Raw genomic sequence first — 17,856 nt, 5'->3', positions numbered from 1 at the left:
ATAGCGTGACTTAGTTCACCGCAAATGGTGTTTTTGCAGCGGCATCTAATTGAGCGATTAGTTCGTTCGCATTTACGCCTGTTGCTTGCTGCGCTGCTAATTCAACTAAAAGCGCGTAACAGCGGCGCGTTTTTTCACTTTCTTGCCAAATTACAATAATTGCGGCGTCGGAGTTTTGCTCAGATAAATCCAGTTCTGCCACTAACAACGTTTTACTTAGTTTGTTGTCGGTGCATCCCAAGAACAAATTGGTTGCAGCTAGGTTGAATTGTTTTGCCAAATAGTAATTTGCTGCATTGCCTACGGTTGCAACAAAATCGAGCGGTTTAAGCGGTGTATTTTGTGCTAAATCGAGCAGTAAACTTTGCAATAATTCTAGTGAAAAATACTGCGCAGCACTAAACAGTGCGTAACGGTTTTCGCTATTTAAGCTCGGTGCAATTTGCGCAACCGCTTTCATTGCGGTTAACGTAAAATTATCGAGTCTACGTCCATTAATCGCAAAATCGTGTTTTAATTCTTGGCGCAGTTGCTTATTGGTTTTGTCGCGTGGTTCGTCAACAATCGCGTAGTTAAGTACGTTCAATGTCATCAAGCCACCTCAACAATTAATGCCGCATTATTACCACCAAAACCACAGTGATTAAGCAATATATGTTGGTAACTTGATAGTGGCTTCGCGTCACTAAATGGCCTTAAAATCGCATCTGTGTTTAGGTATTCAGGCCTTGGTATAATCAGCTGTTGCTGATGCAAGTAGTCCATTAATGCTAATTCTAATACGCCGCATGCCCCTAAGGTGTGACCAGTAAAAGGCTTAAAGGCAAAAATAGGTGCATGTTCAAGCCATTGACTAAATGCGTTTAACTCAGCCTGATCGTTATTTAAAGTCGCCGTGCCGTGTACTTTTATCAAATCAATTTGCTTAGCATCAAGATTGGCTTTTTTAAGTGCCATTTCAATAATTGCTTGAATATGTACGCCAGATTCTTGTGTCATGGTTAAACTATAGTGATCACAGCCTGAACCATAACCGATCAATTTTAACTGCGATGGTGAGGTTGTGTGTTTTGCCATAACTAACGCAGCAACGCCTTCACCAAGTACTAACCCAGAGCGAGATTCACTAAAGGTACGCAACCCTTGGCTACTTTGTAAATCGAGTGAATAAAAGCCTTCTACCGTTAGCGGGTTGTAAAACTCACAACCAACAACAATGACATACTGCGCTTTATTTTGGTTTAGTAACTGGTCGGCTAAAATAACCGCGTTAGTGCCCGCAGTGCATGCTGTGTTAATGGTTAGGTGTAAGTCAGAGGTAGCAAATTGCTGCTTTAAATAACCACTTAAACGGTCGGTATTTGTAAGCCAAATAGTTTGCTCAGGTTTGGCTTCTACCGCACTGACATCTAAGCTGGTTGAACCGAGAACAATCGCTGTATTTGCAAGTTGTTCAGCAGTTAGTCCTGCTTTTTTTACAGCATTGCCTACAACACTTGAGAGCGACGAAAGAATGCGCTTTTCGCTGGTATCAACAGGTAAATCTTGCATTGCAAAAAACGGCACGTCAATTTGCTCTGCCGTTTTTACTGTTTGAAACTGCGTTGTAGAAAAGTGTAATCCATTGCCGCGGCCACAGGCCGACCACGAATCAGAAGCAATAATATAACTAGGCAAGGTCTTTACTTTTTTCGCGTTCAATAAGTGCAACTATGGTGTTTATTGAGTAAAGGTCTTTACGACTTTCTTTTGAACTTTCAACACGAATACCAAAGTTTTGTTTGATAATTAAAGCAAGTTGTAGGGCATCAAGTGAATCTAAACCGACGTTAGAATCATTGCCAAACAGTGGGGCATCGTCTTCGATTTCGTGCCATTCTATCTCATCTTCCTTGTCACACTCTTCAACAATAAGTTGTTTAAGTTTGTTTTTTAATTCTTCTATTTCCATTGTAATTTCCTAACTTTTAACTCGAATAGCCACAGTGCCAATACACCACAAATCACTGAAAAGATTATTAAAGGTAGGGCAGTGGTTAAGCTGAGTGCGTCCGAGTCTGAGATAAATAAATTTTTAAGTCCTGATTGCGCCCAGTGCATAGGCGAAAGCTGCGCTATAGTTTGCATCGCCTTTGGCATGATGTCTAGAGGCACCATTAAGCCACTAATCGCCGCAAGTAAAATGTTAGTGCCGCCGCCTATTACAATCGCTTGTTCATGGCTTTTTATTTGGCTTGCGATAACCGCGCCAAAGGTCACGGCCGTGGCACAGGTTACGGCTAATAAAGGAAGGGCGGGCACAAGCTGCAATACGTTAAGGCTAGGTGTATCGACCAATTTAGGTATAACCGTAAAGCCAATTATCATCAGCACAATCGCTTGCGTGAAACTGACTAAATAAAACGCCAATAGTTTGGCCGAAAAATATGCGGTATTTGAAATTGGAAAGGTGGTAACACGCAATAACGTACCGTTTTGGCTTTCACTAATAAGCGTAATTGAAATCGGCAAAACAATAAAAAACACACCAAATACTAACCAAGATGGAATACTGTGCTGTACGGCTTGGTAGTTTTCTTCGCGCTTAAACGACACCAACCTTAATTGGTTGGTTTGCTCGCTCACTCGTGACATTTGCTCTGCAAGCGGCATGGACTCAGATAATTGCCCAGCATCAAGTAAGTAAATATGGAGTTTTACTTTCGCCAAAGCAATTTGCAAATGTTGCTTTGCTAAGCTGGTCATCTGAGGCGATAAACTAGTTGCATGGCTAAAAGTGATCACAGAATTTGCCTGATCAGCAAATAGGGCGCTTTCAAAGCCTGTGGCAAGCTCAAGCGTAACATCGGCTTGTTGGTTTATATCTTGGCTAAACCCCACATCACTTAAATAGGCTTTGAGCAGCGATTCTGCCAAATTGCTATCCTGCTGGGTAATGTTTAAATTAATTGATTTAGTTAAATCTTCCGCTTTATTACTCAGTGCAAATGTCATAATCAACATAAAGCTAATCGGCATTAAAAAGAGCACAGCTAGGCTATGTAAGTCGCTAAAAATAAGCCGGAATTCTTTAATGATACTCGCTTTAATCATAGTTCTGTAAACAGCTTTTTATAGTAGTTTTCGAGGTGCAGTGTTGAATAATTGATTTCACTAATAGGCGGCAATGAAACTTGGTTAAGCTGTGCGAGCAAAGCAAGTGGCTCTTTGCACGAGCTTATTTCAATTTGGCTTGGTGAGTTTAATTGTGTATTTGGTAATAACGCAGTAATGCCTGCGATGGCATCGTCGCACAATGCACTTTCAAAGCTAATTTGCAGTGGTGCATTTTCACTGTGAGCTGTTATATGAATAAGTTCACCACGCTTTAAACCATAAATCGTATCGCAAATTTGCTCTACTTCGGTAAGTAAATGCGAGGTGTAAATAATGGTTGTGCCTTGCTGTTTTAATGTGGCAAGTAGCTGCATAATCAGCTCACGAGAAACCGGATCAATTCCTACCGTTGGCTCATCTAAAATCAATACGCTAGGCTGTTTTAACAGCGCAATTGCCAAGTTTAAACGGCGTTTATAGCCACCTGATAAATTATCGGCTTTTTTGCTGCTTACGTGACTCAGTTGGCATTGGGCTAAGGTGTTTGTAACTAACTCATCGCAGTTATTCGTTTTGAGTAAACTGGCAAAATACGCTAGGTTTTGCTGAACCGTAAGGCGCTCATAAAAAGCGTATTCTTGCGGCACAAGTGCCAGCTGTTGTTTGATAAATTGTCGTGGTGTGGCGCTATCGCCATAGCAAACAGAGCCTGTTTGAGCACTGAGTAAGCCAGTAATAATCGAGATTAAGGTCGATTTACCCGCACCATTTGGCCCAATTAAACCAACGCATTCACCTGGCTTTATCGCAAGAGAAAGATTATTAAGCGTATCGACATCATTACTTTTGTATCGAAAACTGAGTTGCTGCAGTTTAATAATGAAGTCGTGATCTGGCACTTACGTTCTCCCTTGCCATATATGGATATCAATTCAATATGCGTGGTTAAATTTAAAGAAAACCAACATATTAGACATAGTTAATCATTCTAACATGAGGATTTCTTGCGAAGACAGTAATTTTTTAATGGCACAGTGATGCACGCAAACGAAAAAATCCTACTTATTCACGCTGCTTTAATTGCTATTAAAGTGGTGAAACAGGTATAATTTCGCCCCATTTTTAACCTTGAATTTTAAGCGATTGGCGGGTATTCATGTCCAGTATTTCAACTGAAGTTGGCAAACGTCGCACCTTTGCGATTATCTCCCACCCGGATGCGGGTAAAACAACCATTACTGAAAAGGTACTTCTTTTCGGACAAGCTCTACAAAAAGCAGGTACAGTAAAAGGTCGTGGTTCGAATCAACATGCTAAATCAGACTGGATGGAAATGGAAAAAGAGCGTGGTATCTCGGTTACTACCTCTGTAATGCAATTCCCGTACAACGACTGTTTGGTAAACCTACTTGATACCCCAGGACACGAAGACTTCTCGGAAGATACGTACCGTACACTTACTGCGGTTGACTCGTGCCTAATGGTAATTGACACTGCGAAAGGTGTAGAAGACCGTACCCGTAAGCTAATGGAAGTAACGCGTCTACGTGATACGCCAATTGTTACCTTTATGAACAAACTTGACCGTGATATCCGTGACCCAATGGAAGTAATGGACGAAGTTGAAAGCGAATTAAACATCGCGTGTGCCCCGGTTACGTGGCCAATTGGCTGTGGTAAAGAGTTTAAAGGTGTTTACCATATTCATCGCGATGAAACGATTTTGTACCAAACAGGTCAAGGTCACACAATTCAAGACGTGCGTATTGTTAAAGGGTTAGATAACCCAGAGCTTGACGCAGCAGTAGGTGAAGAGCTGGCTGAGTTATTGCGCGAAGAACTTGAGCTAGTAGTTGGTGCATCGCACGAATTTGACCAAGAGCTTTTTCTTGCAGGTGAATTAACACCGGTATTCTTTGGTACCGCTCTTGGTAACTTTGGTGTTGACCATATGCTTGACGGTTTAACTAAGTGGGCACCAGCACCACAGCCGCGTAAAACAGATGACCGCCTCGTTACTGCTGACGAAGAAAAGTTCTCAGGCTTTGTATTTAAAATCCAAGCAAACATGGACCCGAAACACCGTGACCGTATTGCCTTTATGCGTATTGTATCAGGCAAGTATGAGCAAGGTATGAAAATGGACCATGTACGCATTGGTAAAAAGGTAAGCATTTCAGATGCGGTAACCTTTATGGCCGGTGATCGTGAGCGTGCAGCAGAAGCGTACGCTGGTGACATTATTGGTCTTCACAACCACGGTACGATTCAAATTGGTGATACCTTCACGCAAGGTGAAAAAATTAAGTTCAGCGGTATTCCAAACTTTGCACCAGAATTATTCCGTCGTATTCGCTTACGCGACCCGCTTAAGCAAAAGCAGTTACTTAAAGGCCTTATCCAGCTTTCGGAAGAAGGTGCAGTACAGGTATTTAGACCGCTACAAAATAACGACCTTATCGTAGGTGCGGTAGGTGTGCTTCAGTTTGATGTTGTTGTAGCGCGCTTAAAAGCCGAATACAACGTAGATGCCATGTACGAAAGCGTAAGTGTTGCAACAGCGCGCTGGGTAACCTGTGATGATGCGAAAAAGCTAGAAGAATTCCGCCGTAAATGCGAAGTAAACCTAGCGCTCGATGGTGGTGATAACCTAACTTATATCGCGCCAACCCGTGTTAACTTAAACTTGTCGCAAGAGCGTTATCCGGAAGTTGAGTTCCATCAGACGCGTGAACACTAATCGGCTTATTATCAAAGTGTTGTAACTTTATTGCCGTCGGTTTTGGCATTAGTCATTTAGCGGACTAAACTCCTAACGCCCAAAACCTCGGCGGCTGCGTTACAACAATTGATAAATTGCCGATGAAAAGTCGAGTAATAGCGTCATTGCTATCGTATTTTTCGTTAGTCATTTAGCGGACTAAACTCCTAGCAAAAAATACTCCGCGGCTTCGCTCTCGCGGCATTTATTTAGTAAAAAGTGAAAATATTATGGGTGATTGATAAATTGCCGATGAAAAGATTAGTGATAGCGTCATTGCTATCGCATTTTTCGTTAGTCATTTAGCGGACTAAACTCCTAGCGAAAAATACTCTGCGGCTTCGCTCTCGCAGCATTTATTTAGTAAAAAAGTTAAGTTACATTGATAAGCTGATGTGTAGTGTTATCAGTTTTAAAACGAATAAAAATGACATGGCTTGGTTGAGATTACTCCCAAGCGGTGTGTAACAGGAAATAGAGAATGAATATTCGTCAGATATTAGTAGAAAAAGCCGTTGCAGCTATGGTTGCAGCAGGCTTACCAGAAGATACCAACCCAGCGGTAACGCAAAGTACGCGCCCGCAGTTTGGTGATTACCAAATTAATGGTGCAATGGGCGCTGCGAAAAAGTTAAAAACGAATCCGCGTGAACTTGCACAAAAAATTATCGACAATCTAGATGTTAGTGATATTGCTTCGCAAACTGAAATTGCAGGCCCAGGCTTTATTAATATTCACTTAAAGCCAGAGTTTTTAGCTGACACGCTTTCATCTGCAAACCAAGATGAAAAACTGGGTGTGGCTGAGCATGCTAGCGCACAAAACGTGGTAGTAGATTACTCATCACCAAACCTCGCAAAAGAAATGCACGTTGGTCATTTACGCTCAACCATTATTGGTGATGCCGTTGTACGCGCACTTGAGTTCCGTGGCGACTCGGTTACCCGTCAAAACCACGTAGGTGACTGGGGGACGCAATTTGGTATGTTGATTGCGCACTTAGAAGACTTACTTTATCAAGGTGTTGATCTTGAATCTGTTGCCTTAGCTGATTTAGAAACCTTCTACCGCGATGCGAAAAAACGTTTTGACGATGAAGACGGCTTTGCTGATAAAGCACGTGACTACGTAGTTAAACTACAAGGTGGCGATGCACACTGTGAAAAACTGTGGAAACTATTTATCGATACCTCAGTAAAACACTCTGAAGAAGTGTACGCAAAGCTAAACGTTACCCTTAAGCCTGAAGATATTAAAGCTGAAAGTGCTTATAACGATGCGCTGCAAGGTGTTATTACACTGCTCAAAGAAAAAGGCATTGCCGTTGAAGACCAAGGTGCACAAGTTGTATTCCTTGATGAGCTTGCAAATAAAGACGGTGAACCATCAGTCTTTATCGTGCAAAAATCAGGTGGCGGCTTCTTATATGCAACTACCGACTTAGCAGCGTGTGATTACCGTTCTAACAAACTAGGCGCAGACCGTATCTTAATCTTTGTAGATGCGCGTCAAAGTCTTCACTTCAGCCAAGTTGAGTTAACAGCGCGTAAAGCTGGCCTGTTACGTGACGAAACAACGTATGAGTTCTGCCCATTCGGCACCATGATGGGTGAAGATGGTAAACCATTTAAAACCCGTACTGGAGGCACAGTTAAACTAGCTGAACTATTAGAAGAAGCAGTAAGCCGCGCAACTGACAAGCTAGCAGAGCGCGAGTCAGACCTAAGCGTTGAAGAACGCGCCGAAATCGCTCGTAAAGTGGGTATTGGCGCTGTGAAATACGCGGATCTTTCTAAAAACCGTACCAGCGATTATATCTTCAACTGGGATACCATGTTGAGCTTTGAAGGTGCAACAGCGCCTTACTTACAGTATGCCTACACACGTGTGCGTAGTATCTTCCGTAAAGCAGGTATTGACGCTGCAAGCTTAAACGCGCCAATCTCAATTGTTGAAGCGCAAGAAAAAGCGTTAGCAATCAAACTAATCCAGTTTGAAGAAGTGCTAGATCAAATGATTGCTGAGGCAACGCCGCACGTTTTATGTAGCTATTTATATGAGCTTGCAAGCCTATATATGAGCTTCTACGAAGCATGTCCGGTACTAAAAGAGGGTGTAGAGGCAGCAACTAAAGAAAGCCGCTTAATGCTGTGTAATTTAGTGGCGAAGACATTGGCTAAAGGTCTAGATCTACTAGGCATCGAAGTAATGGAGCAAATGTAACCTACTTCATATGCTTCGCTTTGACAGCGTTACATAAAGCTTTTTACCGAATCACATACTAAAGTATGCTCAGCGGCTAAAAAGCTTTATGTGCCTTGTCAATTTCTCGACTATTTGTAGGACTTTGCTGCCTATTTCGCATTAATACTGCGTCAGGTTTTTAATCTACCCCAATCACATAGCAGGCTATGCTCATGGGGCTAGATTAGCTCTTATTTACAAGATGCTTCCTTGTCTAAATGCAAACTAGTTTGCAAATAGTATCAATTTTCTTCTTCAATAATTTCTCACTCACATACTAAAGCATGCTCAGCGGCTAAAAAGCTTACTCTTTGTTTCAATCTTCCGCTTATTTTTAGGGAGTTGCTTCTTATATCTCATTAATTCTACTTCAAACTTTCAATTTAATAACAAGTATTACTTAATTTATTGAAAAAACTAACAAAAGTAGATAACTTAAAAGCTGATATATAAGGAAGATAAATAACTAAGGAAAGAATTATGGCAAAAGTAGTTTTATTAATCGTATTGTCTTTGCAATGTTTTACCGTAAGTGCTCAAACACTCTTTGGCGACGTTAAGTTGACTCATTTACAGCCGACTGAAGAAAAAGCTAACTGGCTTAGGAAAAAACAAGTAACACCAAAATACCCAATATCATTAGCGAAAAAAGGCATTGCGGGTTGTGGGATTTTTAAGGTGGTTGTAAATGACAAAGGCAAAACAGACTCTGTTGAACTTATCCAAAGCGTTCCCGAAAAAGTGATTTACAGACCAAGTAAGAAAATTATTAGAAAGTGGAATTGGGTGCAAGCTCAAAATGGTAACCCTGTCGCTGAAGAGAAATTAATTCGCCTCGACTTTTGCTTAGGCGGTAACTCAGTTGAAGAGGCTGAAGCAATTTGCCTTAAACAGTCACAATATCGATGCAGTATTTAAAGATTTTGACCTCACCGTAAGTGAAAAATTTTATATAAAGTTTTTCACTGATTAATTGAACCTACAGCACAAAGCTTAAGTAACCCGCTGAATTTCATTATGTATGCGACAGTAATGAGCGATTTTGTATCTTTGATAACTCAATTAAACATTGACCTCCCTTTTTATCATAAAGCCCATCCATGGGCTTCATGTTACTTTTCTTTGCTTCGCCAAAGATAAAGTAACCAAAAGAAAGGCGACCGCACTATCAAACTTAATCCTCAAAGCAACTTTGAATTTTTAGATAAACGCCATGAATCGGCATCCATGCCTCAGCATGACTTGCTCGACCGCTTCGCTCCCTGTCTCGCATTATCAATTCAAACTTGATTTCGGGTTTGATATAAGCGGATGGTAATCTCAGCAACAGCCTTCAAGGTCACAATTGAGCGAAAAGCCGTCATTAATAAAACTTTAATCAGCATAGGGAGTGCAAGTTCTAACCCCATTTGCTATGTGGTGATGAGCTCGGTTCAGCTTCATAGAGTAACGAAAAATTAGCGTATCTTAGTTAATGTTACAAAGTACATGTTTATCAAAAATATACTTCGATAAAACATTAAATTCTAAATCGGTTACGTAGTGCTAAACCAACTAAAAACACCAACGCGATTGAAATGAAAGACTGAACTCCAGCAACACCAATTATCCAGTTAGGCATATCAATATTAAATAAAGACTCTAATGTGCGTTTTTTAGCTTCTCTAGATATTGAGAACACAGGCAACATCTGAGCAAATGAAAACGCTGCTGAGTCAGATATTTTATCAAGCCATTCATAATCTCTATTGCTTGCCTGATAATAAACGAGTGTGAAAAGTAACCATGAAGAAATTAAACCAACGATAGGGCGTTGTAAGCTTCGACCAAAATCACTACATAATTGAAAAAGGTATTCAGCAAAAATCGTGCGTTTAGATTTGGTTTCAACCCAACGACTACATTTGATTTCCTCGGCATGTAAATCAAGCGCTAGTTTGTGGTGTTTGTTACTCTCGGCCAATTCCTTTAAACGCCTAATACGGGGTATATCGTCCTTGTCAGCGATATAATAGATATTAAACCAAGTGAACTTACTTGCTATTTTTTTGGATTTATTAATAGCAATCTCTTTTCTGCGATCCCCCTCTAGAAGCAAAAAGAACAAAATGAATAGATTAGTAAGCAAGTTACTACCAATTTTTTTGACTGGTGTTATTTCAAAATGGTCGAGGGTAAACTGGTGTGAAAGATTCGTATTTGTAAAATCAGGTACACAATAGAATTTAATATCTTTGAGTTTGATCGCCCCCTCAAAATTGGAAAATGAGAAATCAAATCCGCCAGTTTCCTCTGTATTTTTAAGAGATTGAAAAGTTAAGTAACCGGCTAATTTAGCAGCTCGAAATGAAACTTTGCATATACCGAAATCGGTTTCATTGAAAAACATATTTCCTTTAGACTTAACTCCTGTAAACGTCACACCACCTTCACCGAACATAGTTCTAATAAATAAAGCGTCCCCTTTAAAGACAGCACTTAAAAAACTGACATCCCCAAAGCCAAATTGGGTACTTGTAAAATCTGCCTCATCAAATTGAGCTTTGTGAAAGCTAACGCTCCCAAAACTAAATACGGCGTAGTTAAACATTACCTTCCCTTTACCAAACTTGGTATAAGAAAAATCTACGTACCCATTCCTAAAATGTGCGTAATCAAAATATACATTTCCATTACCAAATATGGCCTCAGAGAAATTCACTCCTTCTTCACCAAAATCAGTGTCATGGAAACTCACATCACCATAACCAAATTTGGTTCTGCAAAATACAACAATAGCATTACCAAATTTAGTGTAGTTAAAGTTCACGTTACCTTTTGGAAAAACGAAATCAGAGAAGCTTACCTTCTCATATTTTGAGAAATCACACTTTGAAAAATCAATGTTTGCCTCAGGGTTTTCTTCCACCCATTCATTCCACTTTACGTGACCGGATTCCCATAAGGCGATGGCTTCTTCGCCTTTCAATATAGTTTTTTTATTATCTTTGGAGGTCATTAAGTCATTCCTTTTTTAATGACTGTTATTCTAATCACTATAAAAAGGTGTGTAACCTAATTTGTTGAATGTTTTATATAAGCTTTTTTGGCTAAGACAATGCCTAAACATGGATATGTTCAACAATAAAACTGATATTTTCTGCTAGCGTACTGCTATAAAAAAAGAATTGGATGCCGCGAATCATAATCTAACAATTACAAAATCAATGAGGTCTGAGTCGTTGACTTGACCCTTTCCCAACGGCAGCTTCTGGCACTAACCTGCCATTGAGTCAGGTATTTAGGTTCACTCCTTCACCCATTAAATCAAACCTGAAAATACAATTTAAATGAATAATGCGAGACAGGGAGCGGAGCGGTCGAGCAAGCCATGCTGAGGCATGGATGCCGATTCATGGCGTTTATGTTCACATTTAAAGTGTGTTTGAAGAATCAGTTTGATTTTGGGGCGGTTTTTTTCTTGGTTCGTTCTTTTTGACCGTTTAAAAAGAATGAACGAGGGCGCCATGGATGGCGCAAGATACTTACATGGAAGTTGTTATTTTACATTGCTGCAAACCATCTATCAGACTCAACCGCTGCTAAGACTAAATCCAATCAAAACATTCAAAACTAAAATCTCATTCCAACCCTTTATTTTAAATCAATTATATAACCAATCTTTATTGGTATTTCACACGTATCTGTTTACCATAAGCTTATACAATATCTTTTGGAAAAGATGATGAAAATTGATGATATTCGCCGTGAGTATTTAAAGGATGGTTTGTCTGAAGAGAAGCTATTAGACAACCCAATTGAGCAGTTTGAGTCTTGGTTGCAGCTAGCGGTAGATGCTAAATTAGAGGATCCCACTGCGATGGTGGTAGCAACAGTTGATGAGCATGGTCAGCCATCTCAGCGTATTGTTTTGCTCAAAGATGTAAGCGCCAAAGGTTTTGTCTTTTTTACCAATACTGAATCGCGCAAGGCGCAGGAAATTGCGGGCAATAACAAGGTGAGTTTGCATTTTCCTTGGCACAGCTTGGAGCGCCAAGTGATTGTGTATGGCACGGCAAAGCCATTATCAAATTTGGCTGTGACTAAGTACTTTTTATCGCGTCCAAAAGAGAGCCAACTTGCGGCGTGGGCATCGGCGCAAAGTCGACCAGTATCATCACGCAAAGTGCTGATGGAAAAATTCCAGCAAATTAAAAACAAGTTTAGTGAAGGCGAAGTGCCATTGCCGTCATTTTGGGGGGGCTACTGCATTGAACCGCATCAAATTGAGTTTTGGCAAGGCGGTGCAAATCGTTTGCATGACCGCTTTATGTATAAACTTGAAGATGGCGTGTGGACTAAGCAGCGCTTAAATCCATAATATGGCGTTTTTTGATACACACTGTCATATCGATTTTGATGAGTTTGGAAATGACCGTGACAAGGTATTAGCAAATGCGGCGCACTTTAATGTGTCGCACATGTTGGTGCCGGGGGTAACGCTTGCACAAAGCGCTAAACTACTTTCCCTTGAAAATACCCAAGGCATTACGTTTTACAAAGCTCTTGGGTTACACCCATATTTTTTAAGTGAGCATCAACAGGGCGATTTCGAGCGCCTTGCAACGCTTGCTAAAAGTCATCGCGACTCATTGGTGGCAATCGGCGAGTGCGGTATCGACCGCAGTATCGACAAGCTCGATTACCAACAGCAACTTTTTCTGCAGCATATTGAGCTTGCTAATCAGTTGTCATTACCGCTGGTGGTGCATCATCGTAAAAGTCATGATTTAATTGCCGAAGCGTTTAAAACACTAAAACCAAAATGTGGCGGTATTATTCATGCATTTAGTGGTTCTACGCAGGTGGCTAATTACTATGTTGAACAAGGCTTTAAGTTAGGCGTAGGCGGCACAATTACGTACGCTCGAGCACAAAAAACACGCGATGTGATTGCCAGTATGCCGATTGAAAACTTAGTGCTAGAAACCGACGCACCTTCAATGCCGCTATATGGCTTTCAAGGTGAGCGCAATACGCCGTCGCAGGTAACGCGCGTATTTGATGAGTTGTGTGAATTAAAAGGTATCGAGACGCAAAGCGCCCGAATAATGCTTGCCGAGCAACTTTACTCTTCGTCTTGCTCAGTATTGCGAATATAGCGTTTAACCTGCCAGCGCTTTATTTTACGCGCTAAAACCCAAGTTAACACCACACTTAAAATCAACATAAGGGCAATTTGCTTGCTTACTTCATGCAGATAATCATGACCGTCGCGAATAGCGGCTGGGAAAGTATAGGTAAGTCTAACAAAACCGACACGCTCACCCTCAACAAACACATCATCAATAATCGGTGTCGCTAGTTTAGATAAACCAGGTAGCGCATTTGGAGTTTTTAATAAATCTTGATAAGACGCGGCAAAATCGCTTTGCGACAGTAAATTACCAAACTTATCAAACACTGCGGCAGTTTGAATAAATTCATCTTGTGCAAAGTTGTTAACTAGGCGCGTTAACGCTTGGGTATCTTGATCTTTAATGGCAAATCGTGAACTTAATGCCAATTGTTTGGCTAGCCCTTGCGCTGTTTTTTGGCTTTGATTGTTAAGGATTTGGTGGCCTTTAAAGCTAGTATTAAAACCAATATGGGTAAGCGCAATAAAGCATACCGCAGCAATCATTAAGCGCGATATTCTTTGGTATGTTGAGGCGAAAGCCGGATTGCGGTCTTGGTTTTTTTTCATTTTGCTCAATGCCTTTTGGACAGTGTGCTTTTTTCTTGGTTAAATTGCAACAACACATAAGTCGAGTAGTGAGCGTGTCACATATGTTTGAAAGTATGGCGGAGTTTGAGCAGTTTTTCTCAAACTTAGAGAATAATAAATGGCATTCAGTTGCAGAGCCGTATGAGCCAAGTGAAACATGTTTTGTTTTGCTTTCTACATTACAGCCACAGCTTGAACCAAGCAACGCGTTATTAACCTCGATTTCAGCGTTGCCTGTGGCAGCGGTTACAAAAATTGCACCTCATCCAGACTTAACCAGTGCGTTGGCTTTAAAGGTTAATGCAGATGTCGCGGCTGTAAAAAAGGAGCTGAATGACTTTTTGGCGCCAAATCAAGCGTTAGAAGTTAATGTATTTGCCAATGCACCAACAATAAACCAACCTGGTTTGTTAGTCATGGACATGGACTCAACCGCTATTCAAATTGAGTGCATCGATGAAATTGCCCGTTTAGCCAATGTGTATGAAGAAGTTGCCAGTGTTACTCGCCAAGCAATGCAAGGGGCATTACCCTTCTCTGAAAGCCTGCGAAAACGCGTTGCAAAATTAGAAGGTGTGTCGCTCGAGTTAATGGCAGAGCTTAAAGATAATTTACCGTTAATGCCGGGCGTAAAAGCACTGTGTCAGCATTTAAAAGCGAACGGATGGACGCTTGCCATTGCATCAGGCGGTTTTATTCCATTTGCTGAGCGCGTGCAAACATTACTTGAACTTGATGCGATTCACGCTAATACCTTAGAAGATAATGGCAAAGCGCTTACCGGTAAGGTGTTGGGCACTATTGTTGATGCCGACGAAAAAGCACGTTTTTTAACGCAATATGCTAAAGAGCTTAATATTGATAAGTCACAAACGATGGCAATGGGCGATGGTGCAAATGACTTGGTGATGATGGCGGCAAGTGGCCTTGGGGTTGCGGTTCATGGTAAGCCTCTTGTTGCTGAGACGGCAGATGTGGCCGTTAATTTTGGCAGTTTGTTGCAGGTGCTATATTTTATTAGTTTGCCTGAATAGGTAAGCGAAACACGGCCTGATTTAGTGTTACTAATTCAGGCTAAAGATAAAAAGGCAGTGCTTTATTAGGGTCTGTTGACCTTTCAAGTTTGTTTTTGCAGCAGTTTGATTGGGTTTTATACAAGGCAGAGGCTGCGTGGCATAGTTATTCTATGTGAGCCAGCCGATAACACAGTAGAAAAGCCAATCAAGCGCTGCCGAACGGTTCTTTTGAGCGCACTTTTCTCATTGTTGCCTACATGGATGTAGGTAAGGGGCGTGAGCAGGACGCGGAAGCTTTGCTCGATATTCGCTTAGATTACTAGGCCACACATCGAGCGCCGCGATAAAAGCACGCTCAAACAGAACAAAAATAGAACAGCAAAGATCAACAGACCCTAATTACTCAAATAAATTGCTTAATTGGTATTGCGCTGTTTTAGACCAAAGCATTTTGCGTTTATTAAGGTTGCTTTGCACGTCTGGCGCAATGGCATAACGGGTTAATACTTCCTGTGTGATATCAAGCGCATCACCTACACCAATAACCGACCACAATTCTTCTTCTAAATCTTTTGCTTTGTGCTGCGCATATTGGCTGATATAACCTAACTCCTTGGCAATATAATCGGTATCTGGTCGGCCAGTACGCGAAATATATAAACGAAAGGCAAAGAACAGATCTTCTCTAACACTTGCCGCAACAAAGGTTTTACGGTTATTAACTTGTTTGCAGTCAAGTAATTCAGTCACCAGTGCTTTATCAGGATCGCGCTCTTTTGGCTGTAAGCGAACAAATAAATCAAATTGCAGCGGCGCATCATGACGCGCCATATCTTTAAGCGGTGCGCCAATTAAATTATCAAACGCGTTATGCTTAATTAAATGCTTAAACTCAAAGTTCTTAGTTAAGCTGGCCATATGACTTAGCAATAAGTGACAGCTGCTTGGGTAAAGGCCTTTTGCAATGGCGCCAACTTTGATTTGAGAGCCACGCTTGTGCAAATAAAACGGAAACTGGCAGACATTTTTCGTCACCATATTACGCAGAGCGGTCGAAAGCCCCGGCGTTTTGGGTGACTCTTCTGAAGCAACAAGCTTTGATTTATTGTTTTCAATTAACTGATTAAAAAAGCGTGAGCCTTGATGCTCCATATCGGTAGTTGGTTTATAGGTGCGTAAGTTTACAACTGTTTTGGTTTTACTAACCGCCATTACTTCATAGGGTAATTTACTCAGCTGGTATTTCTTGGTTAGCTTTTGCAATTCAGGTAACGCGACCAGCAGTAAATCGCCTTTTTCATAATTGGTAGGGGCGGCAAGTTCAAGCTGCAAGCCATTCACCGAGAAATCCAATGTGTGACCTGTTAGCTCGCCTTTTTCTTCTTGTTCTAATTGAATAGGGGTTTTGTATAAATAACGTGTTTCGTTGCGCAAGTTAATATAATCAAGTGCTACAAACTCAACATCTGGGTAGCTGCGCAGTTTTTGATGACCATATTGTTTTAAGTGATTAACATGGCTTTTATCAAATGTGATTTTCTTTAACGTATCACTTGATGATGCACTGGTGATGTCAGTTAACAACAATAAATACTTGGTATCTTTTACAATGCCTTGCACACGCGGAGAAGGTGGCTTGTTGAGTTTAGCAACTTCGCTGCTAGCGCTGTCTGGCAAGGATAAAGGAATATAACTATCTTCGCTTGAGCACGGCATAAGCTGTACATTGAACACTCTAAAGCTCGGCTTTTGGCTGGCAAAGCCCCAAAATAAATCACGTAAATTCGGAGTGTTGTTTAGCTCAGTTTCGCTTGCTGAATAATAGAAAATCTTACCGTTATTAGTATGTGTAAAGCAGTATAAATTGATTTGCTTAACATCACCTGGCGTGTTTTGTAATTGGTTAATACGGGCTGAGTTTAATATTTGTGGCAGTACTGAGTTGCGGTTTTCATCATTAAAATAGCGTGCAACATTTAAATTGTTTTCGTTAGACAGCACTATATTCGGAATAACGCGGGCATCTTTTACGCTTAAAAATACAAACAATGATGCAACACGTGGCAAGTAATATTGCTCATAACCTTTTACAACAACAGCATCAAGGGTGTTATCTAGATTCACTTTATAACGGCGCTTATTGCCGTGAATAAAGCTTTTTAAAAAGTCATCTATGGTTTTATTGTCATCGCTGAAGGTGCGTTTCATGCGTACATGATTCAGCTCTGCATTAACCGACTCTACGGCAACCACTTCGTATTCCAAACCGTTTTTGAGCCCTAACTCAAAATCTTGCTCTAAACCCATTAGGCGCATACGAATGGCTTCGCCTTTACGTACTTGGTAGCGCGAATAGAGTTTTACTTTACAACCACTGACGGAAATATCCGACGTAGATGCTTCAATTTCGCTGCCTGAGGGTAAAAACAGTTTTACTTTAATTGAGTAATTCATGCGTTCTTCTGAACGCGACTCGTATGAGGCAAAAGATACCCAATTGACGCCGGGCGTTTCTTCTTTTTGCTCGCTACTGCCAACCGGTTGAGGGGCAAGTTCGCCACGCTCTTGCGCTTTGCGCTGCATTACTTTGTGGTTGTTTTCGGTGTTCATTACCGCTTCATAAACGGCAAGAGTGTAACGTTTATAGCGGCGAATTCCTGCCTCAAATACATTGATGGCAATTTCATCCATAAAGTGCTGCTTACCGTTATAGCTGTAGGCGCGCACATCACCGGTTACTTGACCGCGTAAATCAATAAAGCGATTAATTGGCTGAAGCAAACGGTTCATTTCCATTTTTATAAGGAACCGTTCCGAACTGCTTAATGTTTTGGTTTTTTTAGTAAAAATCGCGTCAAAATTAGGGCGTCCCAAGTCGCGCTTGAGATCTTCAATAAGCGATTGATACTTTATCAATACATCTTCAGCCATAAAAACGGATTGTTCCTTAATTTTTATTATTCTACTTGCTTGAATAGGTTAAGATATCAAA

The 17,856-nt window shown here is 40.9% G+C and carries 14 protein-coding genes; 6 read left to right on the top strand and 8 right to left on the bottom strand.

Going from position 1 to position 17,856, the window contains the following annotated elements; genetic code table 11:
• Window positions 1-10: 10 nt before the first annotated feature.
• Genes L1068_RS08855 through L1068_RS08835 form a run of 5 tightly spaced genes read right to left on the bottom strand, consistent with a single transcriptional unit; the run spans window position 11 to window position 3,995 of the window.
• Entirely contained in the window at window positions 11-592 is a 582-nt protein-coding gene (locus L1068_RS08855; RefSeq protein ID WP_237129966.1) for a hypothetical protein, read from the bottom strand.
• Complete coding sequence (locus tag L1068_RS08850) at window positions 592-1,677, bottom strand: beta-ketoacyl synthase N-terminal-like domain-containing protein (RefSeq protein ID WP_237129965.1); 1,086 nt, start codon at window positions 1,675-1,677, stop codon at window positions 592-594. Before L1068_RS08850 ends, L1068_RS08855 begins: the two co-directional genes overlap by 1 nt.
• Entirely contained in the window at window positions 1,670-1,951 is a 282-nt protein-coding gene (locus L1068_RS08845; RefSeq protein ID WP_237129964.1) for a phosphopantetheine-binding protein, read from the bottom strand. The genes L1068_RS08850 and L1068_RS08845 overlap by 8 nt, the downstream gene beginning before the upstream one ends.
• Entirely contained in the window at window positions 1,942-3,093 is a 1,152-nt protein-coding gene (locus L1068_RS08840) for an ABC transporter permease (RefSeq protein ID WP_237129963.1), read from the bottom strand. The genes L1068_RS08845 and L1068_RS08840 overlap by 10 nt, the downstream gene beginning before the upstream one ends.
• Window positions 3,090-3,995, bottom strand: a complete 906-nt coding sequence (locus L1068_RS08835; RefSeq protein WP_237129962.1) for an ATP-binding cassette domain-containing protein — start codon at window positions 3,993-3,995, stop codon at window positions 3,090-3,092. The genes L1068_RS08840 and L1068_RS08835 overlap by 4 nt, the downstream gene beginning before the upstream one ends.
• A 257-nt stretch (window positions 3,996-4,252) precedes the next feature.
• Here L1068_RS08835 and prfC point away from each other — a divergent pair, with 257 nt between their 5' ends.
• The 3 genes from prfC to L1068_RS08820 all read left to right on the top strand — a co-directional run bounded on the left by prfC (window position 4,253) and on the right by L1068_RS08820 (window position 9,020).
• Window positions 4,253-5,836, top strand: a complete 1,584-nt coding sequence (gene prfC, locus L1068_RS08830; RefSeq protein ID WP_237129961.1) for a peptide chain release factor 3 — start codon at window positions 4,253-4,255, stop codon at window positions 5,834-5,836.
• Window positions 5,837-6,338: 502 nt separating this feature from the next.
• Window positions 6,339-8,081, top strand: a complete 1,743-nt coding sequence (gene argS, locus L1068_RS08825; protein ID WP_237129960.1) for an arginine--tRNA ligase — start codon at window positions 6,339-6,341, stop codon at window positions 8,079-8,081.
• 501 nt (window positions 8,082-8,582) lie between these two features.
• Window positions 8,583-9,020: an energy transducer TonB gene (locus L1068_RS08820; protein WP_237129959.1), complete on the top strand. Its 438-nt coding sequence runs from the start codon at window positions 8,583-8,585 to the stop codon at window positions 9,018-9,020.
• 601 nt (window positions 9,021-9,621) lie between these two features.
• Here L1068_RS08820 and L1068_RS08815 read toward each other — a convergent pair.
• Window positions 9,622-11,100 (bottom strand): hypothetical protein, encoded by a 1,479-nt coding sequence (locus L1068_RS08815; RefSeq protein WP_237129958.1) that lies wholly within the window; start codon window positions 11,098-11,100, stop codon window positions 9,622-9,624.
• Window positions 11,101-11,826: 726 nt separating this feature from the next.
• Between L1068_RS08815 and pdxH the strand changes: the two genes are divergently transcribed.
• Window positions 11,827-12,462, top strand: a complete 636-nt coding sequence (gene pdxH, locus L1068_RS08810) for a pyridoxamine 5'-phosphate oxidase (protein WP_237129957.1) — start codon at window positions 11,827-11,829, stop codon at window positions 12,460-12,462.
• Between the two features lies 1 nt (window position 12,463).
• Complete coding sequence (locus tag L1068_RS08805; RefSeq protein WP_237129956.1) at window positions 12,464-13,243, top strand: TatD family hydrolase; 780 nt, start codon at window positions 12,464-12,466, stop codon at window positions 13,241-13,243.
• On the opposite strand, the gene L1068_RS08800 is transcribed toward L1068_RS08805, so the two are convergent.
• A complete protein-coding gene (locus L1068_RS08800) occupies window positions 13,210-13,827 on the bottom strand; it encodes an AhpA/YtjB family protein (protein ID WP_237129955.1) in 618 nt (205 codons plus the stop codon). The genes L1068_RS08805 and L1068_RS08800 overlap by 34 nt on opposite strands.
• Before the next feature lie 83 nt (window positions 13,828-13,910).
• Here L1068_RS08800 and serB point away from each other — a divergent pair, with 83 nt between their 5' ends.
• Window positions 13,911-14,882, top strand: coding sequence for a phosphoserine phosphatase SerB (serB, locus tag L1068_RS08795; RefSeq protein WP_237129991.1), 972 nt, complete (start codon window positions 13,911-13,913; stop codon window positions 14,880-14,882).
• 381 nt (window positions 14,883-15,263) lie between these two features.
• Here serB and L1068_RS08790 read toward each other — a convergent pair whose 3' ends face one another.
• Window positions 15,264-17,795: a PilZ domain-containing protein gene (locus L1068_RS08790; RefSeq protein ID WP_237129954.1), complete on the bottom strand. Its 2,532-nt coding sequence runs from the start codon at window positions 17,793-17,795 to the stop codon at window positions 15,264-15,266.
• Window positions 17,796-17,856: the final 61 nt, after the last annotated feature.

Source organism: Pseudoalteromonas sp. MMG024 (assembly GCF_021654175.1).
Classification (GTDB): domain Bacteria; phylum Pseudomonadota; class Gammaproteobacteria; order Enterobacterales; family Alteromonadaceae; genus Pseudoalteromonas.
This window is presented reverse-complemented; position numbering and strand designations above follow the sequence as displayed.